Origin of the sequence: Escherichia albertii NBRC 107761 = DSM 17582 (assembly GCF_000759775.1) — a bacterium.
Lineage (GTDB): Bacteria > Pseudomonadota > Gammaproteobacteria > Enterobacterales > Enterobacteriaceae > Escherichia > Escherichia albertii.
Genome location: NZ_BBMY01000052.1, coordinates 1 through 17,718, shown reverse-complemented (window position 1 = coordinate 17,718; position 17,718 = coordinate 1). Strand labels below are relative to the sequence as shown.

The 17,718-nt window shown below is 44.1% G+C and carries 15 protein-coding genes and 4 pseudogenes; 12 read left to right on the top strand and 7 right to left on the bottom strand.

Translation table 11 applies throughout. The annotated features are described in order from the left end of the window. Positions 1–66: 66 nt before the first annotated feature. Positions 67–1,050 carry a transcriptional regulator EbgR gene (ebgR, locus tag EA14781_RS11240; protein ID WP_000212431.1) on the bottom strand — a complete coding sequence of 328 codons (984 nt, stop codon included), beginning with the start codon at positions 1,048–1,050 and terminating at the stop codon, positions 67–69. A gap of 216 nt (positions 1,051–1,266) precedes the next feature. Here ebgR and EA14781_RS11235 point away from each other — a divergent pair, with 216 nt between their 5' ends. After that, positions 1,267–1,599 (top strand): tRNA-binding protein, encoded by a 333-nt coding sequence (locus EA14781_RS11235; protein ID WP_000451058.1) that lies wholly within the window; start codon positions 1,267–1,269, stop codon positions 1,597–1,599. A gap of 44 nt (positions 1,600–1,643) precedes the next feature. On the opposite strand, the gene ygjG is transcribed toward EA14781_RS11235, so the two are convergent. Next, entirely contained in the window at positions 1,644–3,023 is a 1,380-nt protein-coding gene (ygjG, locus tag EA14781_RS11230) for a putrescine aminotransferase (protein ID WP_042326778.1), read from the bottom strand. Positions 3,024–3,326: 303 nt separating this feature from the next. Between ygjG and EA14781_RS25710 the strand changes: the two are divergent. Next, positions 3,327–3,416: pseudogene (locus EA14781_RS25710) on the top strand (hypothetical protein); the annotation flags it as partial. Between the two features lie 119 nt (positions 3,417–3,535). Here EA14781_RS25710 and nfeR read toward each other — a convergent pair. Next, positions 3,536–4,159 carry a DNA-binding transcriptional regulator NfeR gene (gene nfeR / locus EA14781_RS11225; RefSeq protein ID WP_000018012.1) on the bottom strand — a complete coding sequence of 208 codons (624 nt, stop codon included), beginning with the start codon at positions 4,157–4,159 and terminating at the stop codon, positions 3,536–3,538. A 274-nt stretch (positions 4,160–4,433) separates the two neighbouring features. Between nfeR and EA14781_RS11220 the strand changes: the two genes are divergently transcribed. The 3 genes from EA14781_RS11220 to EA14781_RS11210 all read left to right on the top strand — a co-directional run bounded on the left by EA14781_RS11220 (position 4,434) and on the right by EA14781_RS11210 (position 7,540). Next, positions 4,434–5,198: a siderophore-interacting protein gene (locus EA14781_RS11220; protein ID WP_001065920.1), complete on the top strand. Its 765-nt coding sequence runs from the start codon at positions 4,434–4,436 to the stop codon at positions 5,196–5,198. A 299-nt stretch (positions 5,199–5,497) separates the two neighbouring features. Continuing rightward, on the top strand, positions 5,498–6,814 hold the full coding sequence (locus EA14781_RS11215) for a tyrosine-type recombinase/integrase (protein WP_000290296.1): 1,317 nt from the start codon (positions 5,498–5,500) through the stop codon (positions 6,812–6,814). Positions 6,815–6,943: 129 nt separating this feature from the next. Next, a complete protein-coding gene (locus tag EA14781_RS11210) occupies positions 6,944–7,540 on the top strand; it encodes a hypothetical protein (protein WP_000268406.1) in 597 nt (198 codons plus the stop codon). A gap of 92 nt (positions 7,541–7,632) precedes the next feature. On the opposite strand, the gene EA14781_RS11205 is transcribed toward EA14781_RS11210, so the two are convergent. Next, positions 7,633–9,246, bottom strand: a complete 1,614-nt coding sequence (locus tag EA14781_RS11205) for a hypothetical protein (RefSeq protein WP_000248066.1) — start codon at positions 9,244–9,246, stop codon at positions 7,633–7,635. Between the two features lie 729 nt (positions 9,247–9,975). Here EA14781_RS11205 and EA14781_RS11200 point away from each other — a divergent pair. From EA14781_RS11200 to EA14781_RS24315, 5 genes and pseudogenes are all read left to right on the top strand, one after another. After that, positions 9,976–10,203: a helix-turn-helix transcriptional regulator gene (locus EA14781_RS11200; protein WP_000270114.1), complete on the top strand. Its 228-nt coding sequence runs from the start codon at positions 9,976–9,978 to the stop codon at positions 10,201–10,203. 106 nt (positions 10,204–10,309) lie between these two features. Next, positions 10,310–11,716, top strand: a complete 1,407-nt coding sequence (locus tag EA14781_RS11195; protein WP_000999532.1) for a YfjI family protein — start codon at positions 10,310–10,312, stop codon at positions 11,714–11,716. A gap of 689 nt (positions 11,717–12,405) precedes the next feature. Next, a pseudogene (locus tag EA14781_RS25245) lies at positions 12,406–12,969 on the top strand (YagK/YfjJ domain-containing protein). A 106-nt stretch (positions 12,970–13,075) separates the two neighbouring features. After that, positions 13,076–13,418 (top strand): annotated as a pseudogene (locus EA14781_RS11185) (TOTE conflict system archaeo-eukaryotic primase domain-containing protein); the annotation flags it as partial. A 63-nt stretch (positions 13,419–13,481) separates the two neighbouring features. Then, a pseudogene (locus tag EA14781_RS24315) lies at positions 13,482–14,044 on the top strand (inovirus Gp2 family protein). Between the two features lie 290 nt (positions 14,045–14,334). Here the strand turns inward: EA14781_RS24315 and EA14781_RS11175 are convergent. After that, a complete protein-coding gene (locus tag EA14781_RS11175; RefSeq protein WP_002461143.1) occupies positions 14,335–15,108 on the bottom strand; it encodes a hypothetical protein in 774 nt (257 codons plus the stop codon). 296 nt (positions 15,109–15,404) lie between these two features. Further along, positions 15,405–15,800 carry a PM1101 family membrane protein gene (locus EA14781_RS11170; RefSeq protein WP_000852728.1) on the bottom strand — a complete coding sequence of 132 codons (396 nt, stop codon included), beginning with the start codon at positions 15,798–15,800 and terminating at the stop codon, positions 15,405–15,407. Between the two features lie 260 nt (positions 15,801–16,060). Between EA14781_RS11170 and EA14781_RS11165 the strand changes: the two genes are divergently transcribed. Next, entirely contained in the window at positions 16,061–16,684 is a 624-nt protein-coding gene (locus tag EA14781_RS11165) for an ECs1377 family protein (RefSeq protein ID WP_001260380.1), read from the top strand. Between the two features lie 95 nt (positions 16,685–16,779). After that, positions 16,780–17,013: a hypothetical protein gene (locus EA14781_RS11160; protein WP_000124181.1), complete on the top strand. Its 234-nt coding sequence runs from the start codon at positions 16,780–16,782 to the stop codon at positions 17,011–17,013. A 52-nt stretch (positions 17,014–17,065) separates the two neighbouring features. Here the strand turns inward: EA14781_RS11160 and EA14781_RS11155 are convergent, their stop codons facing one another. Then, positions 17,066–17,257 (bottom strand): DUF4222 domain-containing protein, encoded by a 192-nt coding sequence (locus EA14781_RS11155; protein WP_001287791.1) that lies wholly within the window; start codon positions 17,255–17,257, stop codon positions 17,066–17,068. Positions 17,258–17,718 lie beyond the last annotated feature (461 nt).

Below are 17,718 nucleotides of genomic sequence, written 5' to 3'. Positions count from 1 at the left end.
TGGATCACGAAAATAAGCGACAGCACTGTCCGGCAGAAACGATTACCGGACAGCGTGTAAGGGGATTTAGCGGGTTGTGCCGCGCAGTTTTAGTTTGCTGGGAACGAAGACTAATAGCGGCAGCGCGCGGCCATCGCGGGCCTTTTCATATACCAGGTTGACGCCCTGACTTCCCATCATTTCGGAATGGATGCGCACGGTGGAGAGCGGTGGAAAAGTAAAACGCGCGGTGGGGATGTCGTTAACGCTGATAAGCGAAATATCCTGTGGGATGTTCAGGCCACGTTCGTGAATTGCCCGTAAGACGCCAATAGCGATGGAGTCAGAAGCGACAAACAGCGCCTTCGGATAGTCTTCCCGCGCCAGCATTTGCTTTGCCAGTTCGTAGCCCGACGAACTGGAAAAGCCACCGCGCCAGATGTCTTCTTCACGCACCACTTGCTTGAGACGACCATACTCGACAAACGCTGCCTCGCGAATATCCGCTTTGCCCGGTTCGTCTTCGCCGCCGATAAAACCAATACGATTAACACCCTGAGCAATATAGAAATCGATGATTTCTTTACTGATACGCGCCAGATCGATATCCACGGCGTCGTAACTGCTGCCGGGTTCGTGAAAGTCGATAAAGCAGATATTGTCGGTCAACGCGCAGGCCGCGGCGCGCAGGGCTGGCGAAGGTTTGCCGACAATTAAAATGCCAGTGACGTTTTTAATGTCAGGCAAGCCGCTGTGTCCATAACAGTTGGTCAACTCGATTGCCAGTTTTTCGCATTGAGTTTCAATACCGTGGCGGATAGCCAGATAGTAAGGATCGTTGATCTCCAGCTCCTGCTGGTAGCTGTAGATGGCCAGAATATGGTGTTGGCTGACGGCACCGGGCTGGATTTTACGGGCGCTGCTGGTCTTGTACTCCAGCTTTTCAGCAATCTCCAGAATGCGATGCTTCGTTTCTTCCTTCACATTCAGCGTTGGATCGTCATTTAAGACCCTGGATACTGTCGCCAGGGATACGCCAGCTTCGATTGCAATGTCTTTTAATGTTGCCATGTTTACCTTTTTTACTTTCCCTGATGTGCGCCTTCATTGTAGAGGAAGTGCTTATCTGATCACCTGTTTTCAGTAAATAAAGCGCGTTTCTTTGACGCTGTAACGTTAACACAGCGGCTCATGAATGTGATCGCTCCTGCATTCTCCATTTTTAGCGTACAGAACAGAGAAAAACTTTTGCTATAGTTTAGTAAAATTTTACTTGAGGAGGAAACGATGGAAACTGTGTCTTACGCCGATTTTGCACGTCTGGAAATGCGCGTCGGAAAGATTGTGGAAGTTAAACGCCATGAAAACGCTGATAAGTTGTACATCGTGCAGGTCGAGGTCGGTGAAAGAACGCTGCAAACCGTGACCAGCCTGGTGCCGTATTACAGTGAAGAAGAGTTGATGGGTAAAACGGTGGTGGTGCTGTGCAATCTGCAAAAAGCGAAAATGCGCGGTGAAACGTCGGAATGCATGCTGCTGTGCGCGGAAACAGATGACGGCAGTGAAAGCGTGTTGTTAACGCCGGAACGGATGATGCCGGCAGGCGTACGAATCGTATAAGAAAATGGCGGATGGCGACATCGTATCGCCATCCGCCATCGGTATTACGCTTCTTCCACACTCACGCGCATGGCAGCCAGCGCCTTACGTGCCGCTTTGATCACCAGTTCACACTGTTCAATCGTCAGCGTCAGTGGTGGTTCAATGCGGATAGTTTTGGCATTGTTGAGCGTTCCGGCAACCAGCACGCGCTGACGGAACATTTCGCTGGCAAAGTTGTAGCCGATTTCGTTGTCCACAAACTCAATCGCCATCAACATGCCTTTGCCGCGCGCTTCCTGCACCAGATCGCGATATTCCCGCGCCAGTTGACGGAAACCATCCAGCAACATATCGCCTTTTTGCTCGGCCTGGGCCGGTAAGTTCTGCTCCAGCAACACATTGATGGTCGCCAGCGCCGCCGCACAGGCCAGCGGGTTGCCGCCAAAGGTGGTGGTATGCAGGAACGGGTTATCGAACAGCACTGAGAACACCTCTTCGGTGGCGATGGTCGCACCAATCGGCATCACGCCGCCGCCGAGCGCTTTCGCCAGGCACAGGATATCCGGCTGAACGTTCTCATGCTCACAGGCGAACATCTTGCCTGTGCGCCCCATGCCCGTTTGTACTTCATCGAGGATCATCAATGCGCCGAACTCGTCGCATAACTTACGCACGGCGGTGAGATAACCCGGCGGCGGCAGAATAACGCCACCTTCGCCCTGAATCGGCTCGAGGATCACCGCGGCTACATCGTCGCCGGTTTTTTTGCACTCGCTAAGCGCTGTACGCATGGCTTCGATATTGCCAAACGGTATATGACGGAACCCCGGTAGCAGCGGCATAAACGGTTTGCGGAAAGTCGATTTCGCCGTGGCTGACAGTGCGCCAAGCGATTTGCCGTGGAATGCGCCGCTGGTGGCAATAAAAGTAAACTTGCCACGCGGCGACTGATAAGCCTTCGCCAGTTTAAGCGCCGCTTCAACGGACTCGGTGCCGCTATTGCAGAAGAAGCTGTATTTCAGTTTACCGGGCGTTAGCGCGGCAAGGGTTTTCGCCAGCATCGCCCGTAACGGATCGAGCAGCTCCTGGCTGTGCAGCGGTTGTTTCGCAAGTTGATTCTGTACGGCGGAAACCACAACTGGATTACGGTGCCCCACGTTGAAAATGCCAAAACCGCCAAGGCAGTCGATAAACTCCTGTCCCTGGGTGTCGACAAGCGTATTTAAACCTCCCGCTTGCCACTCTACGGCTCCGTAATCCCCGCCGGCAGTAACAGATTTGCGATACTCTAAAAACCCCGGATTGACATGTTCTTTGAAGTATTCAATCACTTCTCGGTTAAGTGCTTTCATCTCCTCATGATCCAGCGTTCGCTTTTCAATGAGATTCAGGGCGTGGGCGCTGCACGCTAAAGCCGATGCGCTCGAAGGTAACCTGTTCAAAATATGCTCCAGAGGCTCGCGTATCACATGATACCGATTTAAGTATTGCAGGGATTGCGCCACTCCGGTTGCGATTGCGAAAATCGGGATAAACACAAATTTAGTTATCATTTGCGCAACATTTAATGCTATTTATTATCATTTGCTGTTGTTTTGCACGCCTTTTATCGGGTATGGATTTGGTGCTCGCTGCGCAAATATACTTTTTCAGGGCAATAAATGCCTGATTTTTGGGCAAGATAATTAACGCCCCCGTATAATTACAGTAGTGAAAGTTTTTTTAATCAATGAATTAGATTTTGTGCTTTGTTGGTGGAAGAGAGTGCGCCGGTGTCGGCGAGGGCAAAACACCGCACCAGCCGACTGGAAGACGCGGTGACGGTACTGCATTAATCGGTATGCCGGATGTCGCCGTTTGTACACAATGCCTGATGCGATGCTGGCGCATCTTATCCGGCCTACGGGGTGTGCAGGTCGGATAAGGGGTTTATGCCGCATTCGGCAATCGGCGATTAGTCCAGTTGCGTGATATCAAAGGCGGCGCGGTCGATCACCGCAATGATCTTTTTTATCTGTGCGTCGCTGATATCGCTCTGGTTGACGCGTAAGTCCAGCACCGCTTTAAAATTATCCAGCGCCCGCTTCATTTGCGGGTTCTGGCGCAGCGCAGCGCCAACGCAACGCGCTTTGATTCGCTCTTCAATCATCTCCACTTGTTCGCGGTTTTCTTCCAGCCACTGTGCACCCTGTTCAGTCAGCGCAATCTGCTTCTTGCCGCCTTCTTCTTCGCGGATGGTGATTAGCGATTGTTCCTGGAGGAGATCCAGCGTCGGATAAATAACGCCCGGGCTTGGGGTGTAATTCCCCTGAGTCAGATTCTCAATTGCCTTAATCAATTCGTAACCGTGGCTGTCATCGCGGGAGAGAATATCCAGAATCACCAAACGCAATTCACCGTGACCAAAGAAACGCTGCCGACGACCGCCGCCGCGACCGTGGCGACCACCACAGCATTGGCCGTGCTCATGCTGGTGACCGTGCCCGCAGTGCTCGTGTTCTGATTTCTCACCTTTACAGCAGCCTTCATGGCGTGGTTGTCCTTCGTGTTTACAACACCCTTCGTGATGATGGCTCATGTCAGCCTCCTTTTGCTTAATTAGATATATCTAATTTATATCTAATGTGAGCATTGCTGCAAGTACAAAAATGATTTTTAAACGCAGATGAACTCAGTATGTAGGCCAGATAAGGCGTTAACGCCGCATCCGGCAGCCTTTCTGCAATGTTGAATGTCTTCACATACTTCAGATATATCATCGACAAATCGCTTGCATTTATCATGATTAACAATCATTATCATTTACGGATTTTGTTTAGATATATCTGATTACTATCACGAAGGCGATAACAATGAATAACTCCCCCCGCTACCCGCAGCGCGTTCGCAATGAATTGCGCTTCCGTGAATTAACCGTGTTACGCGTTGAGCGTATCAGCGCCGGTTTTCAGCGCATTGTCCTCGGCGGTGAGGCGCTGGAGGGTTTTACGTCGCACGGCTTTGACGATCACAGCAAGCTCTTCTTTCCTCAACCTGGCTCTCACTTTGTGCTGCCAACGATAACTGAAGAGGGGATTGTCTGGCCGGAAGGACCGCGTCCTCCTTCTCGCGACTATACGCCGCTGTACGATGAACAACGCCATGAACTGGCGATTGATTTCTTTATTCATGACGGTGGTGTCGCCAGCAGCTGGGCGATGCAGACGCAACCGGGTGATAAACTCACGGTGGCTGGGCCGCGCGGTTCACTGGTGGTGCCAGAGGATTACACGTATCAGGTGTATGTCTGCGATGAGTCAGGGATGCCCGCACTACGTCGTCGTCTGGAGACGTTGAGCAAACTTACCGTTAAACCACAAGTTATCGCACTGGTCAGTATGCGGGATAACGCTTATCAGGATTATCTTGCGCATCTTGAAGGCTTTAATATCGAATGGCTGGCGCATGATGAACAGGCGGTAGACGCGTGTCTGGCGCAACTGACGATTCCTGCTGATGATTACTTCATCTGGGTCACGGGCGAAGGAAAGGTGGTGAAGAATTTAAGCCGTCGCTTTGAAGCGGAACAATACGATCCACAGCGGGTACGCGCAGCGGCTTATTGGCACGCGAAGTGATTGAACTGCAAGAAAAAACGAAAGGCTGACGATTTCTCGTCAGCCTTTGCCGTATCTGGTGGCCCCTGCTGGACTTGAACCAGCGACCAAGCGATTATGAGTCATGAGGCAAGTCCATTCTGTATTGTTTTGGTTTGTTCGTAATTGTTTTATTAATTGTTTATAATCAAGTAATTATATAATTTCTTCTGTTTCCGCTTGGTTCCGTTTTTTCTCCATTGTACGATCGTTACCTGACCCATTACCTGACCCAAATTTACGAGTTATTTTGATTGTTACTGATTTAGAAAAGAGGTTCTATGGCCGTCAATCTAACTGAAACAGCTATCCGAGCATTAAAAGCAAAAAAGACATCGTTCTATGTCTGGAGCAACAGCTCTCAACGTGGCACTGGACGACTTGGCGTCAAAGTTCAGTCTTCTGGCAGCAAAATTTTCTATTTCCGCTATTACGTGGAAAAAGGGACAAAAGAAAGATTCATTCAATTGGGTATATGGCCTGAGATGAAACTGGCCACAGCGAACGAACTGGCAAAAAAGTATGGTGCCTGGCTCATTGAAGGAAAGGATCCCCAGACAGAACTGGAGCGACAACAGCTTGCAGAACAGCAACGGATACAACTCCATCAATCACAGGGTTCATTTGAAGCATTGATTCATGGTTATGTTAACAAAATGAAAATTGATAATAAGAGAACATGGCAGGATGTTCTGAAACGCCTTGAAAATGAATGCTATACAGTGATCCCCCGTGAGACTAAAGCTAAAGATGTGACTTCCGGACAGATTAAACATATCCTGGCCGGGATCATTCAGCGCGGTGCTGTGGTTCACTCTAACCGGATCCGTTCTTACCTGATGGCTGCATTTAACTATGGTCTGAAAGCTGATAACGATCCGATGAACACAAGTGTAGGGATTAGTTTTGGGCTGGAGGCCAATCCTGTATCAGTGATACCGAAACAGTCATCTGCAGAAAAAGTCGGTGACACCTGGCTGACACTCGAAGAGTTGCGTTTTCTAATGGAACATTTTGCTGAAGCAACCAACGTTGGATTATTAATGCAACATTTGATTCGATTCTGTATCTATACCGGAGGGCAACGTCCCTTCGAAATGATCGCCAGTCAGTGGTGTGATGTTGATTTTCAGCAAAAAACGCTGCTGGTGACTGCGGATGTCTCTAAAAATAAGCGAGAACATTTGATACCGTTGACTGAATCAGCATTACAGGAATTATCCTGTGTGCAGGAGTTAACAAAAGAAAAATCGAGCCCTTACATTTTCCCGCTTTCGACTAATGGTAAGCGTCCGGTTCGTACGGACAGTCTGGCTCGCGCTATCATGTATTTCCGGGCTTGTAATCCTGACTTTAAAATTTTTACAGCACGTGACTTACGTCGGACCTGTAAAACGTTAATGGGAGAAGCTGGAATCAGTAAGGAAATCCGCGATCGTATTCAAAATCATGCGTTGAACGATGTCAGTTCAAAACATTATGATCGATACGATTATTTGCCAGAAAAACGCAGAGCACTTGAGATCTGGGAAGACCGGGTTAATAACTATCAACAGCAAACAGGCAATAATGTTGTCAATCTGTTTGGCAGAAGGTGAGGGAGTTCCTGGTCGCTGTATGAATTATGTACAATTGATGGGTATTGTTGATGCACCTGGTTCTTGTATTGTTTACTATAATTATTGAGGTAAATTTTCGTGCCTGTATTACTCAGAGGGGATTCAAAAATGGCTGTAATTCCAATGTCTTACTCCCCTGCTACTGTAGCTCGTCGTTTTTCGATACTGGATGGAGTAACTATTCAGGGCGTGCTTTACCAGATCATCTGGGATCCAAAGACTCCGTTTGCTGCGGTAATCGAAGCTGCACCTTCTGTTATTGATGGTGATGTTCGCCATAAGGTTGTTGCCACTCTGGAGCTTCAGCGTCGCTCACAGCTTGAAGGGGTGTTTGTCCGGAAATTCTGGGAAGAGCAGGACGTCGCTCAGATTGAAGGGATTGTTGTTGATGGGGCTGTACGTGATGTTGGCCTTGCGACGTTTGTATATGAAACGGTAGCCACAAAAGCGGGCGTTATACTATTAAGTGATAACGAGCAATATGAAGGAGGTAAAGCCCTCTGGCAGCATATAGCGCGTCGTTCAACGAATCTGAAAGTGTTTATTTTAGATACTGATTCCGCACGGTATTATCCGTTTGATGGCGATCGGATCTGCTATGACGGGGAAAGTATTCCTGAATCAGAAATCTGGAGTGAACATCCTGATCGAAATAAACACGGTGTTGTTCTTGTGGCCGAATCTGTTAATGGAAAAGCCGCATAATTTGCCAGCCGCATCGTGTTTTTGGAACTCTGACAGACCTGAGAGTTGGCAGAATAAACAGGGGATAACAGCGCGGTTATCCCCCCAGTACTCTACTGCTCTATCAAGCATTTGCTCCATAAAGGTTGGATCGCATGTCGATCTTTGCTGTAGGGGAATCTTTTATTTTTTTTCTTCTGTTCCATCAGTAATGTGTCGATTTCGTCGTTGACAATGCGCGTCACAGCGTGACGATAACGGTTTAGCGATGTATCACTGATATCCTGAGGCAGGCATAAACTGGTATCGGTTTTGATGCGTTCATTTATGCCATCTTTAACTTTCCATTTCAGACCATCCGGAACCCCTTCCTGCAAATCATAGGCTTTCAGTCCCGCAAGTCGTACAACAACGTCAATCTTCTCTGTTCGTATTTTTTTATTACTTACCAACAAAACTTTATTAGTTTCATACCATTTTTCAAATGATTCCAGCCGTTTTACTGCATTTATGATGTTATTCCGAATTCCAGAAAATTCAATAGAATCTGTGTATTTCATTTTCTTTTCTTCAGCATTAGGGGCTATTCCAGGATAGTCAATATCATGCTTTACTGACTCCAGATATGCATATTGCAGGCAGCCTGAAAGATGAATTGCTGCATCCTGCAGAGTATTAGTGCGAATCAATCTAAGGAGTTCATCTCGTTGTATGGTTATCTGACAATAATCCCTTTCCCATGCGGTCGTATTCTCGGTTTTTTCATCTTTATCCGGAGTAACTGTTGCGAATTTCCATGTGTACTGGATGAAATCTGTTGGTTTAAAATACGCCATGCTTGTTTTTACCCAACCGCAGATTTCAGCTGCATAAATATGGACATAAATATTGTACATTGTCTGTATTTCATGCTGACTGGCGACTGAGAACATATTTTTTACGAATTCTGTACATCCGATTATCGATAGTCGTTCTCTCAGTCTGTGCACATCTTCAGTATCTGACTTCCTGCAGTCCCAGGGCCATTTGTTCTTATTCTCAAAACAGGAAAGCCATTCTGGAATATTTTGCTTATACTGGTAGAATTCGTTGACCGCCAGACCAATGGTTATGGCAAGTATTGTTGATTCATCTATTTCATGATACTGCTTCAGATGTGCCAGCAACTCTGAGGTGCAGGAGTGCGCAACAGACAGATCCTGATGGCAATACCCCTGCCGGGCTTCTGCTGGAATTGGTGAACTCCAGGCTTTACATTCAGTCAGAATATTAAATAAATCATCTCCTACAAACTTTGCCAGTTCAGGTGTTTTCCAGGTTCTTGGTCCCAGGCTGAAAAAGTCTGGTGTTGTCTGTACCTCTTGCATCGCTCCCCAGCTTTTCAGGCTGATATTTCCTTCATCAAAGCCATTGTATAAATGGCACATAACATTAAGCGCATTAGTAAGAGCAGTGGGTTGAGACGATGTAGATGCGCCAAGAGCAAAATTTTCTTTTCTTTGTTTGTTAAAAATTTTCTGGAGCTCTGTATTATCACGCAATGCCAAGAGAACTTTGTGCTGTTCTTCAAACCAGGGGCGATATTCTGGATCCTGATATAGCTGACGTGCCTTAAAAATGAGCAAAAGGAGTTGTTCGGAAACAGCCTCATATATGCCAGGGAATGGGCGGGATTCTCCGGATAAAATACGATAGTACTGATTTTGTTGCATAGTCTGATTTACCATTATGTAAGAAGGTTTCCTTTTGCCGCATACCGGATACTGGCAGTTAAAATCGATGTTATCTCCTGAAAGGATACGTTGATACTGAGTCTGCATCTACTAATAAAACGGATGCATGCCGTGTTTTCGGGGTGATACAGGGTATACCTGAGAATGCATCTATTATTACGATAATTTTCCTCCAGCGTGTTGTAACAATTATAACACCCGTCAGATCTCCTTCTTCTTCCTCCTCCTGAATATTCCGATCTGTTGAAGCTGTTGTTGTCATTTCAATGACAGGTAAAATGCCTGGCTCTCTTTCCCTCCTATTGTGAATAGTAAAAACTAATTTATTTTTGTGATCTTGGTCACAAATTTAACCACCTCCTTCTCTTCTTTACTATCACTGTCAGAAGTCTATCTGAGCATAACATGAAGTCGATACTAGATTCATTTTGTGTCATTGTCAACAATGAAAAGCACTTCTTGGTTTAAAGTCATTGCTTGTAATGTGCATTATTGGTTGTTTTGTTCCAAATCAACACATGTTGACCTATTTGTGGGTTTGTGAGTCAGGAATTGATTTATTTGTATTAACTTGACTTTATTTGTTTTCGTATGTACCTTGCTGTCCATGGGTGTTCAGTGAGCAATATGACAACGGAATCTCCACTATGGATTGTCCAGGAAATTCAGTCATTTCATGCTCACAACTGAGATAAGAATCATTGATATATCAGGAGGGCCGTCATGTGGGTTCCATTAACAGATGAGCAACGTTCAGTAATTTTGAAAGCCTATGGGACTGAGGGTGACAGACTGGTACGTGAAAAGGAACGAAAAGAGATCACCTCAATTTCCCGTTCACAAGCCTGGAAACTTGAACGAGAGGGAAACTACCCACCGCGTAAAACCATTGGGAAGAAATCTTGCGGGTGGTTGTTAAGTGACCTTCTGTGGTGGATTACTAAACGTTAATTAAATACTAATTTTAAACGATGGTTCTTTCTGTCGCTATTTCCGCTATTAATAGCGGAAATAGCAGCTCAGAGAGAATTTTTAACTAAAAATGGGATGCATGCATATGAACGATAATTATCCGGTAGATTATTTCCCTGATTTCATCAAAAACGCAATATATGAAGTACAACAGCGTACACAGGCGCCACTGTCATTAATCAGTGTTTCATGTCTTGGCGCTATGTCCTATGCTGTTCAAAACAGGATTGATGTTTGCAGATTTGATGGCCTGCAGGGACCACCATCACTTTATCTGATAACAGAGGCTGAATCTGGAGAGCGAAAAAGCACAGTTGATAAGATGCTGATGGCACCATTATATCAACTGGATGAGCAATTATTGAATGAGTATGAATACTCTCTTGTCAAATGGAATAATGAAGTTGAGCTCCTCAATATTGAAAAAAAAGCACTGGAAAAGAAAATAAGTGCAGAAGTTTGTCGTGGTCTGGACCATGCAGAAACTAATGAAAAGTTAAAACGACTGCTTGAAATGTATCCGGAAAAGCCCGAAAGAATAAAGATGATATTAAATGATGTCACCTCATCTGCGATAAAAGATGTGCTTTGTAGTACCTGGCGATCCGTTGGCCTTATGTCTGATGAGGCGGGGACTGTCTTTAATGGTTATGCCCTGAAGGAATTACCTTTTCTGAACAAAATTTGGGATGGCTCCAACTTTTCTATAGTGAGAAAGTCAGAACCAGAAAAATTAATTACAGATGCCAGAATGACAATTTCATTGATGGTTCAGCCATCGGTCTTTGAAAGTTACAAAGCACGAAAAGGCGATTTTGCTAAGGGAGTCGGTTTTTTTGCTCGTTGCTTGTTTTGTAAACCTTATTCCACACAAGGGAGCAGACAAATCACTAATCCTGTCTTTTCCACTGAGCATTTACCTGTATTTCATCAACGACTCATGGAGATTGTTAATGAAAGTATTGACAGAATCGGTGTAAAAGAACGTATGTGTTTGCATTTTTCTTCTGAAGCTCAAAGGCGCTGGATTGAGTTTTATAATCATACTGAATCGCAAATGAGTGTTTTCGGGTGTTTATATAATTATAAAGATTATGCATCCAAAATTGCAGATAACATGGCAAGAATTGCTGCTATCCTCCACTACTTCAATGGTGACAAAGGTGATATCTCATTGCATATCACTGAAGCAGCGATAGAAATAACAGCATGGCATGTTAATGAGTACCTGAGATTGTTTGCAAAACCCGAGGAGTCAGCACAGATTAACAAAGATGTGGAGGAACTTGACTGGTGGATCAGAAACCAGTGCTCTCGTATAGGAGTTCCCTATATCAGAAAGAACACTATATTGCAGTATGGGCCTAATCGACTGCGGAACAACGCCAGAGTGAATGAGATACTTGAGATACTTTATTCACAAAACAGAATTATGGTCGATAAAAAAGGAAAGACATTATATATTAAACCTGTTGATGCCTTTGGTTCATAAGTAATCACTGCGTTGTTACAGTACAGGCTCCCGCCGTTAGCGGGAGCTTTTCAGACATAATTTTATATCTGATAATTAAGAATGGTTAATCAATAACAGTTAATTAAGGTTAATTAGTATTATTAGTGGGGGTTGTATTATCTTTTATGTTGCCCATTCTGATTATGATTAGTTTGCAGGTGTTCGGTATATATACCCATATGCTGCAGTATGTAGTGTATGATTTAATCTTCGTTACAGTTTATGGGTATCAGTGGCTATTATTATTTCTAGTATAAATAAAACTTCTTATGTTGTGGTGTTAAATACTTAGGGCTCTCTTCGCAGGTCTCTATTCTTTACTTAGTGGTTCTACAGTATTAATAGCGATGTTGCCTGTGGCTACCCGGTACTGACTTTTGTGAATGTCAGATTACTTCCTGTAAGTGATTGAATGGTACTTTCTTAAACTTAATTCTATGAGGTGTGTTTTTACCATTGTGATTCGTACTGGTCCTCAGTTTAAGAGAGTCTTACTGTATTCTGAATCATTACCCTATTACTGTAATGAGGCAATACGAAACTGTTTTATCAGCTTGTCTGTGCTGCTGGTTTACTTTGTTTATTAATGCCGTGGTACGGCGTTTCTGTGCCCTCAGCATTTACGTAATTACCTCTTCCTATGAGTTTTATAAAGTAAGGACTATAAAATGTATAATGCCAATCCCAATTACGAAATGAATTTCGCGATTCTGAAAGATGTGAATGAACACATGGACGGTATGTTTCAACGTTTTTCTAAACTGTTACCTTTCAGAATTGATTTTGCCTACAGGAAAGACACGCCCAGTTTCGGGCATTCCTGTAAGCACAGTATGTGTATGTAAATATACCGTTTACTTAGCGAAACCCAGACGATGCTGGCGGGATATTACTGGGTTATGGAATATACACCAGACAAAGGGCTTCATATTCATTTTATCGGCTATCTGGATGGGCAACGTCACAAGAACTCTTATCAGATATCCAGGCAACTGGGAGATATCTGGAGGCGGATCACGGAAGGGGAGGGTTATTTTCACCTTTGCCGGGCTAAAGATAAATACCCGGTGCGTATTGATCACGTGATTCACTATAGTGATAAGTCCGCGGTAGACGACTTACGTTACGCCCTCAGCTACCTGGCTAAACAGGATCAGAAAGAACACGGTATTATTCTGGGCCGTAGCAGGCTTCCCGAAAAAAGTAACCGGGGCCGACCACGACATAACTGAATTATGGGGGCTTATGTCCGAACTATCGTAAGTTATCGCGTGGATTTGCCTTCACACGAATTTCAGTCGTGGTGCCGTCGAGAGACAGGTACAAGTGATAACGCATATGGTTTATAAATCTGACAGCGATGAACTAGCAGTACTGCGGGCAGAAAATACCCGGCTGGTCTCATTACTTGAAGCTCATGGGATTGAATGGCGACGTAAACCGCAGAGCCCTGTGCAGTGCGTTTTCGTATTATCCACGGATGAGAAAGTTGCGTTATTTCGTCGGTTGTTTCGTGGGCGTGATGATGTATGGGCCCTTCGATGGGAAAGCAAAACCAGCGGAAAGGGTATTCGTCTACCTGGCTAATGAATGGCTGTTGGGAATATGCAGTAAGCCCTGGATAAAATGTGGGGACTGCGCTCACCGTCAGTTGATCCCTGTATCTGATCTCATCATCTACCTGAGGTAGTGTACAATATGCCGATATCGAACTGATACTTAATTAAAATATCTAGAGTGTGATATATCTCTGAGAACTATCAATACGAATATTAAAAACACTTCCAGAATAACAGCAATACGGGGGGATCTCCATTACCCTCCTGTGATTGACAACGGGGATATCATTACCTGTTTCCCTAACCTGATCCCCGGAGAGATATCTCGTTTCCGTAACTCGCTGAATGCGAAAATTAATGCAGATCAACACAGTAAAAAACAACAAGGCAAACGCACCTACGCAACGGCGGTTTGTATTATCTGGGCGAAAGAATATACGCAGTCCTTTAAATGTCATTATCACGTCTGCCTTTTTTTAACAAAGACGCCTATTACCACCTGGGAAACTATGAGCGCTCTGACACACTGAGAGGGTTAATTACCGGAGCCTGGTACAGTGCCTTAGGGTTGGAACTGGAAGATCACCAGGGATTAGTTCATTTCCCTGCTAATGGACGTTACATCCTGGATATTAACGATCCTGATTTCCCAGAGCAGTATCAGCGCTTATTGGTACGTCTGGATTATTTGACGAAGCTCGACACTAAAGCATCAGGCCAGCGTAACTTTGGCTACAGCGGTTTTTGACCTATTGTAACTATAAGGTGATTTATTATGTATACAGAATCTTACCAGAAAAAATACTTTTCCTTGTAATTTGGTACTGAGTTAACATTCAGTACAGTATTAGGGCCTTCATTGTCAGGCCCTGCTTTGCAATTTTTCAAAGCTCCAGGTAAGCTTTTTTCCGATAAACATGCTGATATCAAACACCGCTTCTTTACCAGCACTATCAAAAATAATTCTGATATTTGGTTTTTATCTCCTTGTCTATAGATTCGTCACCAATACTGTAGCTTGTATCATTACTTCAGCAATTAGGAGGTTAAAGCTCTAATACTAAAAGCATGCAATATTGGCAAAGTATTTTTCGAGCACCATGACAGATTTTCTTTACTCAATATTTCATCAATAACAGACTTAGCAAATGGAATGGTGAGTAAGAATGAAGCATTTTTATCTTTATTTGGGACTATACGGTTACCACCATTTACCCAATGTGCTTCAAGTCTGACATTTAGATCTTGCCATTTTATACCTTTTCGAACACGTTCTTTTTTTAATGAATAGAAAAAAGTTGATTTACCATTTGGTGTCGGGTGGTTATCCATTAACATTAGCATAAGAGGAATTCCCCAGTCAGGCATATAGCTATAATGCCAGATCCCAAAACTATCCGCGATCCTGAGCATCCGAATGAACGATTTTTGATCAAGCTTCCCTTCACCTCCCCTTAATGCTCTACAAACAGCCCAGGCCCGATAGAGGTTATCAAATTGCATGAATTGATTTCGGCGAGATACAGCAATTTCTGCTGAAGCAGAGCGTTCATTACCTGAAAAACCAGAAAAACGTTGAGATCTTGCGCTTAGGGGACAGAACTCTTTATTTTCTGGTGAAGCGGAATGAGAGAATCTGGGGCTATAATCAGGATTGGGAGTGACTAATCCGCTATCATGGACAGGTTTCTCGCATGAGATACAACGTAATGGTGGGTATTCATCTCGTGATATACCCTTAACTTTTTGTGCATATGCATCAATACTGATTTCAATCCAATAACCGTTTTCCAGAACTTCAGCTTTATTCATAATGTGTTGCCTCTGATATTGTTCATGTGATTATTGATAATAATAGATTACAGATAAAAAAGAAGAAACATGTATTTAAATCTTGTATTACAATGCATATATACAATTCAATCAAAAATTAGTGTTTTTAATCTCATGGCATAATCAGAAAACAGCAGAACGGGGTATTTGTTTTAATGGCGCCTCGATAAAAATTGAGATAACAGTTGCAGTTTAAAACACCTCTATTTCGTGGTTCTGAATATAGAGGCTTTACGATTTATTAAAATATGTTCATATTCCGATGCACAGACCTTTCACTTCTGCTTTTTCTCATTTTTGTCAGTTGTAGACTCAGTTTTTTTACGTTTTAACTTTAATATCATCTTTCCATTGCTAAATTCAATTTCTTCGTAATCGCGGAAAACAGCAATAATCAGAGCAATACCAATGGATGCTGCAGCAATAATAATAGCGATGTCAAGTCCGGATAATGCAGCTAAAGAACTAACAGCTAAAACAGAACCTCCACCAGTGAGTGGAATAGTAGCACAAGTTGCGATCATGACAGCAATAACAACACCACTTACTTTTGTTACAGCCTTTGCTTTTTTTATTTTATTTGCCAACTCTCCTTCAATAATTATAATTTCAGCTCTGCTGTTTTGAGCTTTTTCGAGTTCATCCTTCGATCTTACAGTAACTTCAGCCATAATTATCCTGGTCTTGTAACATTTATGCCATCTTAAGTACTTTTATTTAGAGCGTTAACACGCTCCGCAGTCTATTAAACGCAACCGCAATAAAAATTAATATATTTTACCAATCGTAGTCAACCAAAAGTTTCTTAATACCCTGAACGCTACATCCCATACTTCTACTACGATTTGAGCAATATTTTGGTATTGACACTGCAGTTTTCCCAATGAAATATGGGGCTTATTCAGCTTTTATTGTTTCCTGAATCTATATTATGCGTACACGAATTGACTATCTGGCGGATAAATACTGTTTTACAGAACGGAACGAATCCCCCCGTCTTCGCCGGCAGTGGCAGGATGTTCTGGAAGAATGTCAACAGACAGAGGCCGGGCCAGAAGAACGGCTGCGTATTGCACTGCTGAATGTGGATTACGTCACCAGTTTTGAACTGCCTTTTCGCTTGTTGCTTACCCGGACACCACAACTGATTGCCGCGCTGCGTGAAGAATGGGACATCAGCCAGAAAAATGTGATGTTCAACGATAAACGGTTTGGCTGCGTGTACAGCCTGAAGGCCAGCCTTTCTGGTGTGCCGGATACATTCCGGTATCACCTGTCTCACCGTATTCGTCGCGTGGTTGGGAATGAAAACACATCATTGCCATATCAGCAGGTTGCCCGGGAAGTGAAAGCGCCCCGTGAACGGCTGAAGTATGCACTGGAGGCGGGTTTACTGGTGACTGCACTGGACGGCCTGTTCTGGTTTGGCAGTCAGCGTATTGCGGCTGATGTTCTGAGGCTGAGAAAGGCCGGAATGCCGGTGGTGACCACGACCGTGGAGGTGCACGATAACCTGACAGGAACAACCCGCAAAGTACCGGCATACCATCTCTGATACAACCATCAGGGGGAATATTGCTCTGGCAGCAGCAGTACGACATTCTTTATACTTTATCCCCGTGCCTGAAAACATGTGCTAAGGAAACGGGAATGGCAAGGTCCGATTATGATATTATCAATCTGTCTCTGGAACATGAACTGAATGAGTGGCTGGCAGAGAGAGGTTATGCCGGACTGGTGGATAACCGGAACCGCCTGGCAGAGGTGGTTACCCGGAAATTGCAGGACAGCTTTTATATCAACGTTTCCTGGGATGCGCTGAACACAGCATACAGTGAACACCCTGAGTGGTTTTCAGGGCTTGTCTCCGGGGATGAGAATTAATAAGTGGATTATGCTGCCATCAGGCAGTGTGATTGCCGGCAGGGATTTCGTTTTATTCTGTTTCTTCCCGGGGGTCGGGTTTGAATTTTCCCAGGAAGTTGTACATCGGTCGCATGCAGGGATGCGGATAGCCGTCCCGCATAAACACCACCCGGGTTTCCTCAACACTGGTCACGGTGACAAGCGCACCATGATCGTCTCTGTATCGCTGATTGATTTTCGGTAATGGAATATCTTCTGACATAGATTTCAGAACGGTAACAGTTAACTAAATTTTCATGTGGTAGCACTGAATCAGGAGTCTCTGCCTCCTGATGTGTTTTGTTAATCTTCTCTTTTTACTAAAAATCCCCTCACTCCTTCTTTCATTACATTTTGTTGTGCTCTTCCTTCAAATCCTTCTCTTTTCCAGAAATCACTTAAATACTGCTGAGTCGTAACCCCTATTAAATTTCAATGACAGAAATCAAAAAACATCCTTTTCTGTGTTAACTGGTTCTATTAAAAGCATTCTGTGGAACATTTTTCTGCAATATCTCGTTAAGTGCGACGATAAATCTGATGATTTTTTTTATTTTTTCGAGAATAACAGAATAAAAAGCTAGTTAGTTGTGATATTTAGAACGATAGATCTGAAATATTGATGTTATTCAGTGTATTGTCCTATAATGATCAAAATTAAATCGATGCACAAGGGAAGGCATC

What these genes read in the sequence shown, in the direction of transcription:
- ebgR (WP_000212431.1), bottom strand. Translation starts at nt 1,050, where the DNA reads ATGGCAACATTAAAAGACATTGCAATCGAAGCTGGCGTATCCCTGGCG.
- EA14781_RS11155 (WP_001287791.1), bottom strand. Translation starts at nt 17,257, where the DNA reads ATGTCAGAAGATATTCCATTACCGAAAATCAATCAGCGATACAGAGAC.
- EA14781_RS11210 (WP_000268406.1), top strand. Translation starts at nt 6,944, where the DNA reads ATGGCTGTAATTCCAATGTCTTACTCCCCTGCTACTGTAGCTCGTCGT.
- EA14781_RS11205 (WP_000248066.1), bottom strand. Translation starts at nt 9,246, where the DNA reads ATGGTAAATCAGACTATGCAACAAAATCAGTACTATCGTATTTTATCC.
- EA14781_RS11195 (WP_000999532.1), top strand. Translation starts at nt 10,310, where the DNA reads ATGAACGATAATTATCCGGTAGATTATTTCCCTGATTTCATCAAAAAC.
- EA14781_RS11170 (WP_000852728.1), bottom strand. Translation starts at nt 15,800, where the DNA reads ATGGCTGAAGTTACTGTAAGATCGAAGGATGAACTCGAAAAAGCTCAA.
- EA14781_RS11220 (WP_001065920.1), top strand. Translation starts at nt 4,434, where the DNA reads ATGAATAACTCCCCCCGCTACCCGCAGCGCGTTCGCAATGAATTGCGC.
- EA14781_RS11215 (WP_000290296.1), top strand. Translation starts at nt 5,498, where the DNA reads ATGGCCGTCAATCTAACTGAAACAGCTATCCGAGCATTAAAAGCAAAA.
- EA14781_RS11165 (WP_001260380.1), top strand. Translation starts at nt 16,061, where the DNA reads ATGCGTACACGAATTGACTATCTGGCGGATAAATACTGTTTTACAGAA.
- EA14781_RS11160 (WP_000124181.1), top strand. Translation starts at nt 16,780, where the DNA reads ATGGCAAGGTCCGATTATGATATTATCAATCTGTCTCTGGAACATGAA.
- EA14781_RS11235 (WP_000451058.1), top strand. Translation starts at nt 1,267, where the DNA reads ATGGAAACTGTGTCTTACGCCGATTTTGCACGTCTGGAAATGCGCGTC.
- EA14781_RS11175 (WP_002461143.1), bottom strand. Translation starts at nt 15,108, where the DNA reads ATGAATAAAGCTGAAGTTCTGGAAAACGGTTATTGGATTGAAATCAGT.
- EA14781_RS11200 (WP_000270114.1), top strand. Translation starts at nt 9,976, where the DNA reads ATGTGGGTTCCATTAACAGATGAGCAACGTTCAGTAATTTTGAAAGCC.
- nfeR (WP_000018012.1), bottom strand. Translation starts at nt 4,159, where the DNA reads ATGAGCCATCATCACGAAGGGTGTTGTAAACACGAAGGACAACCACGC.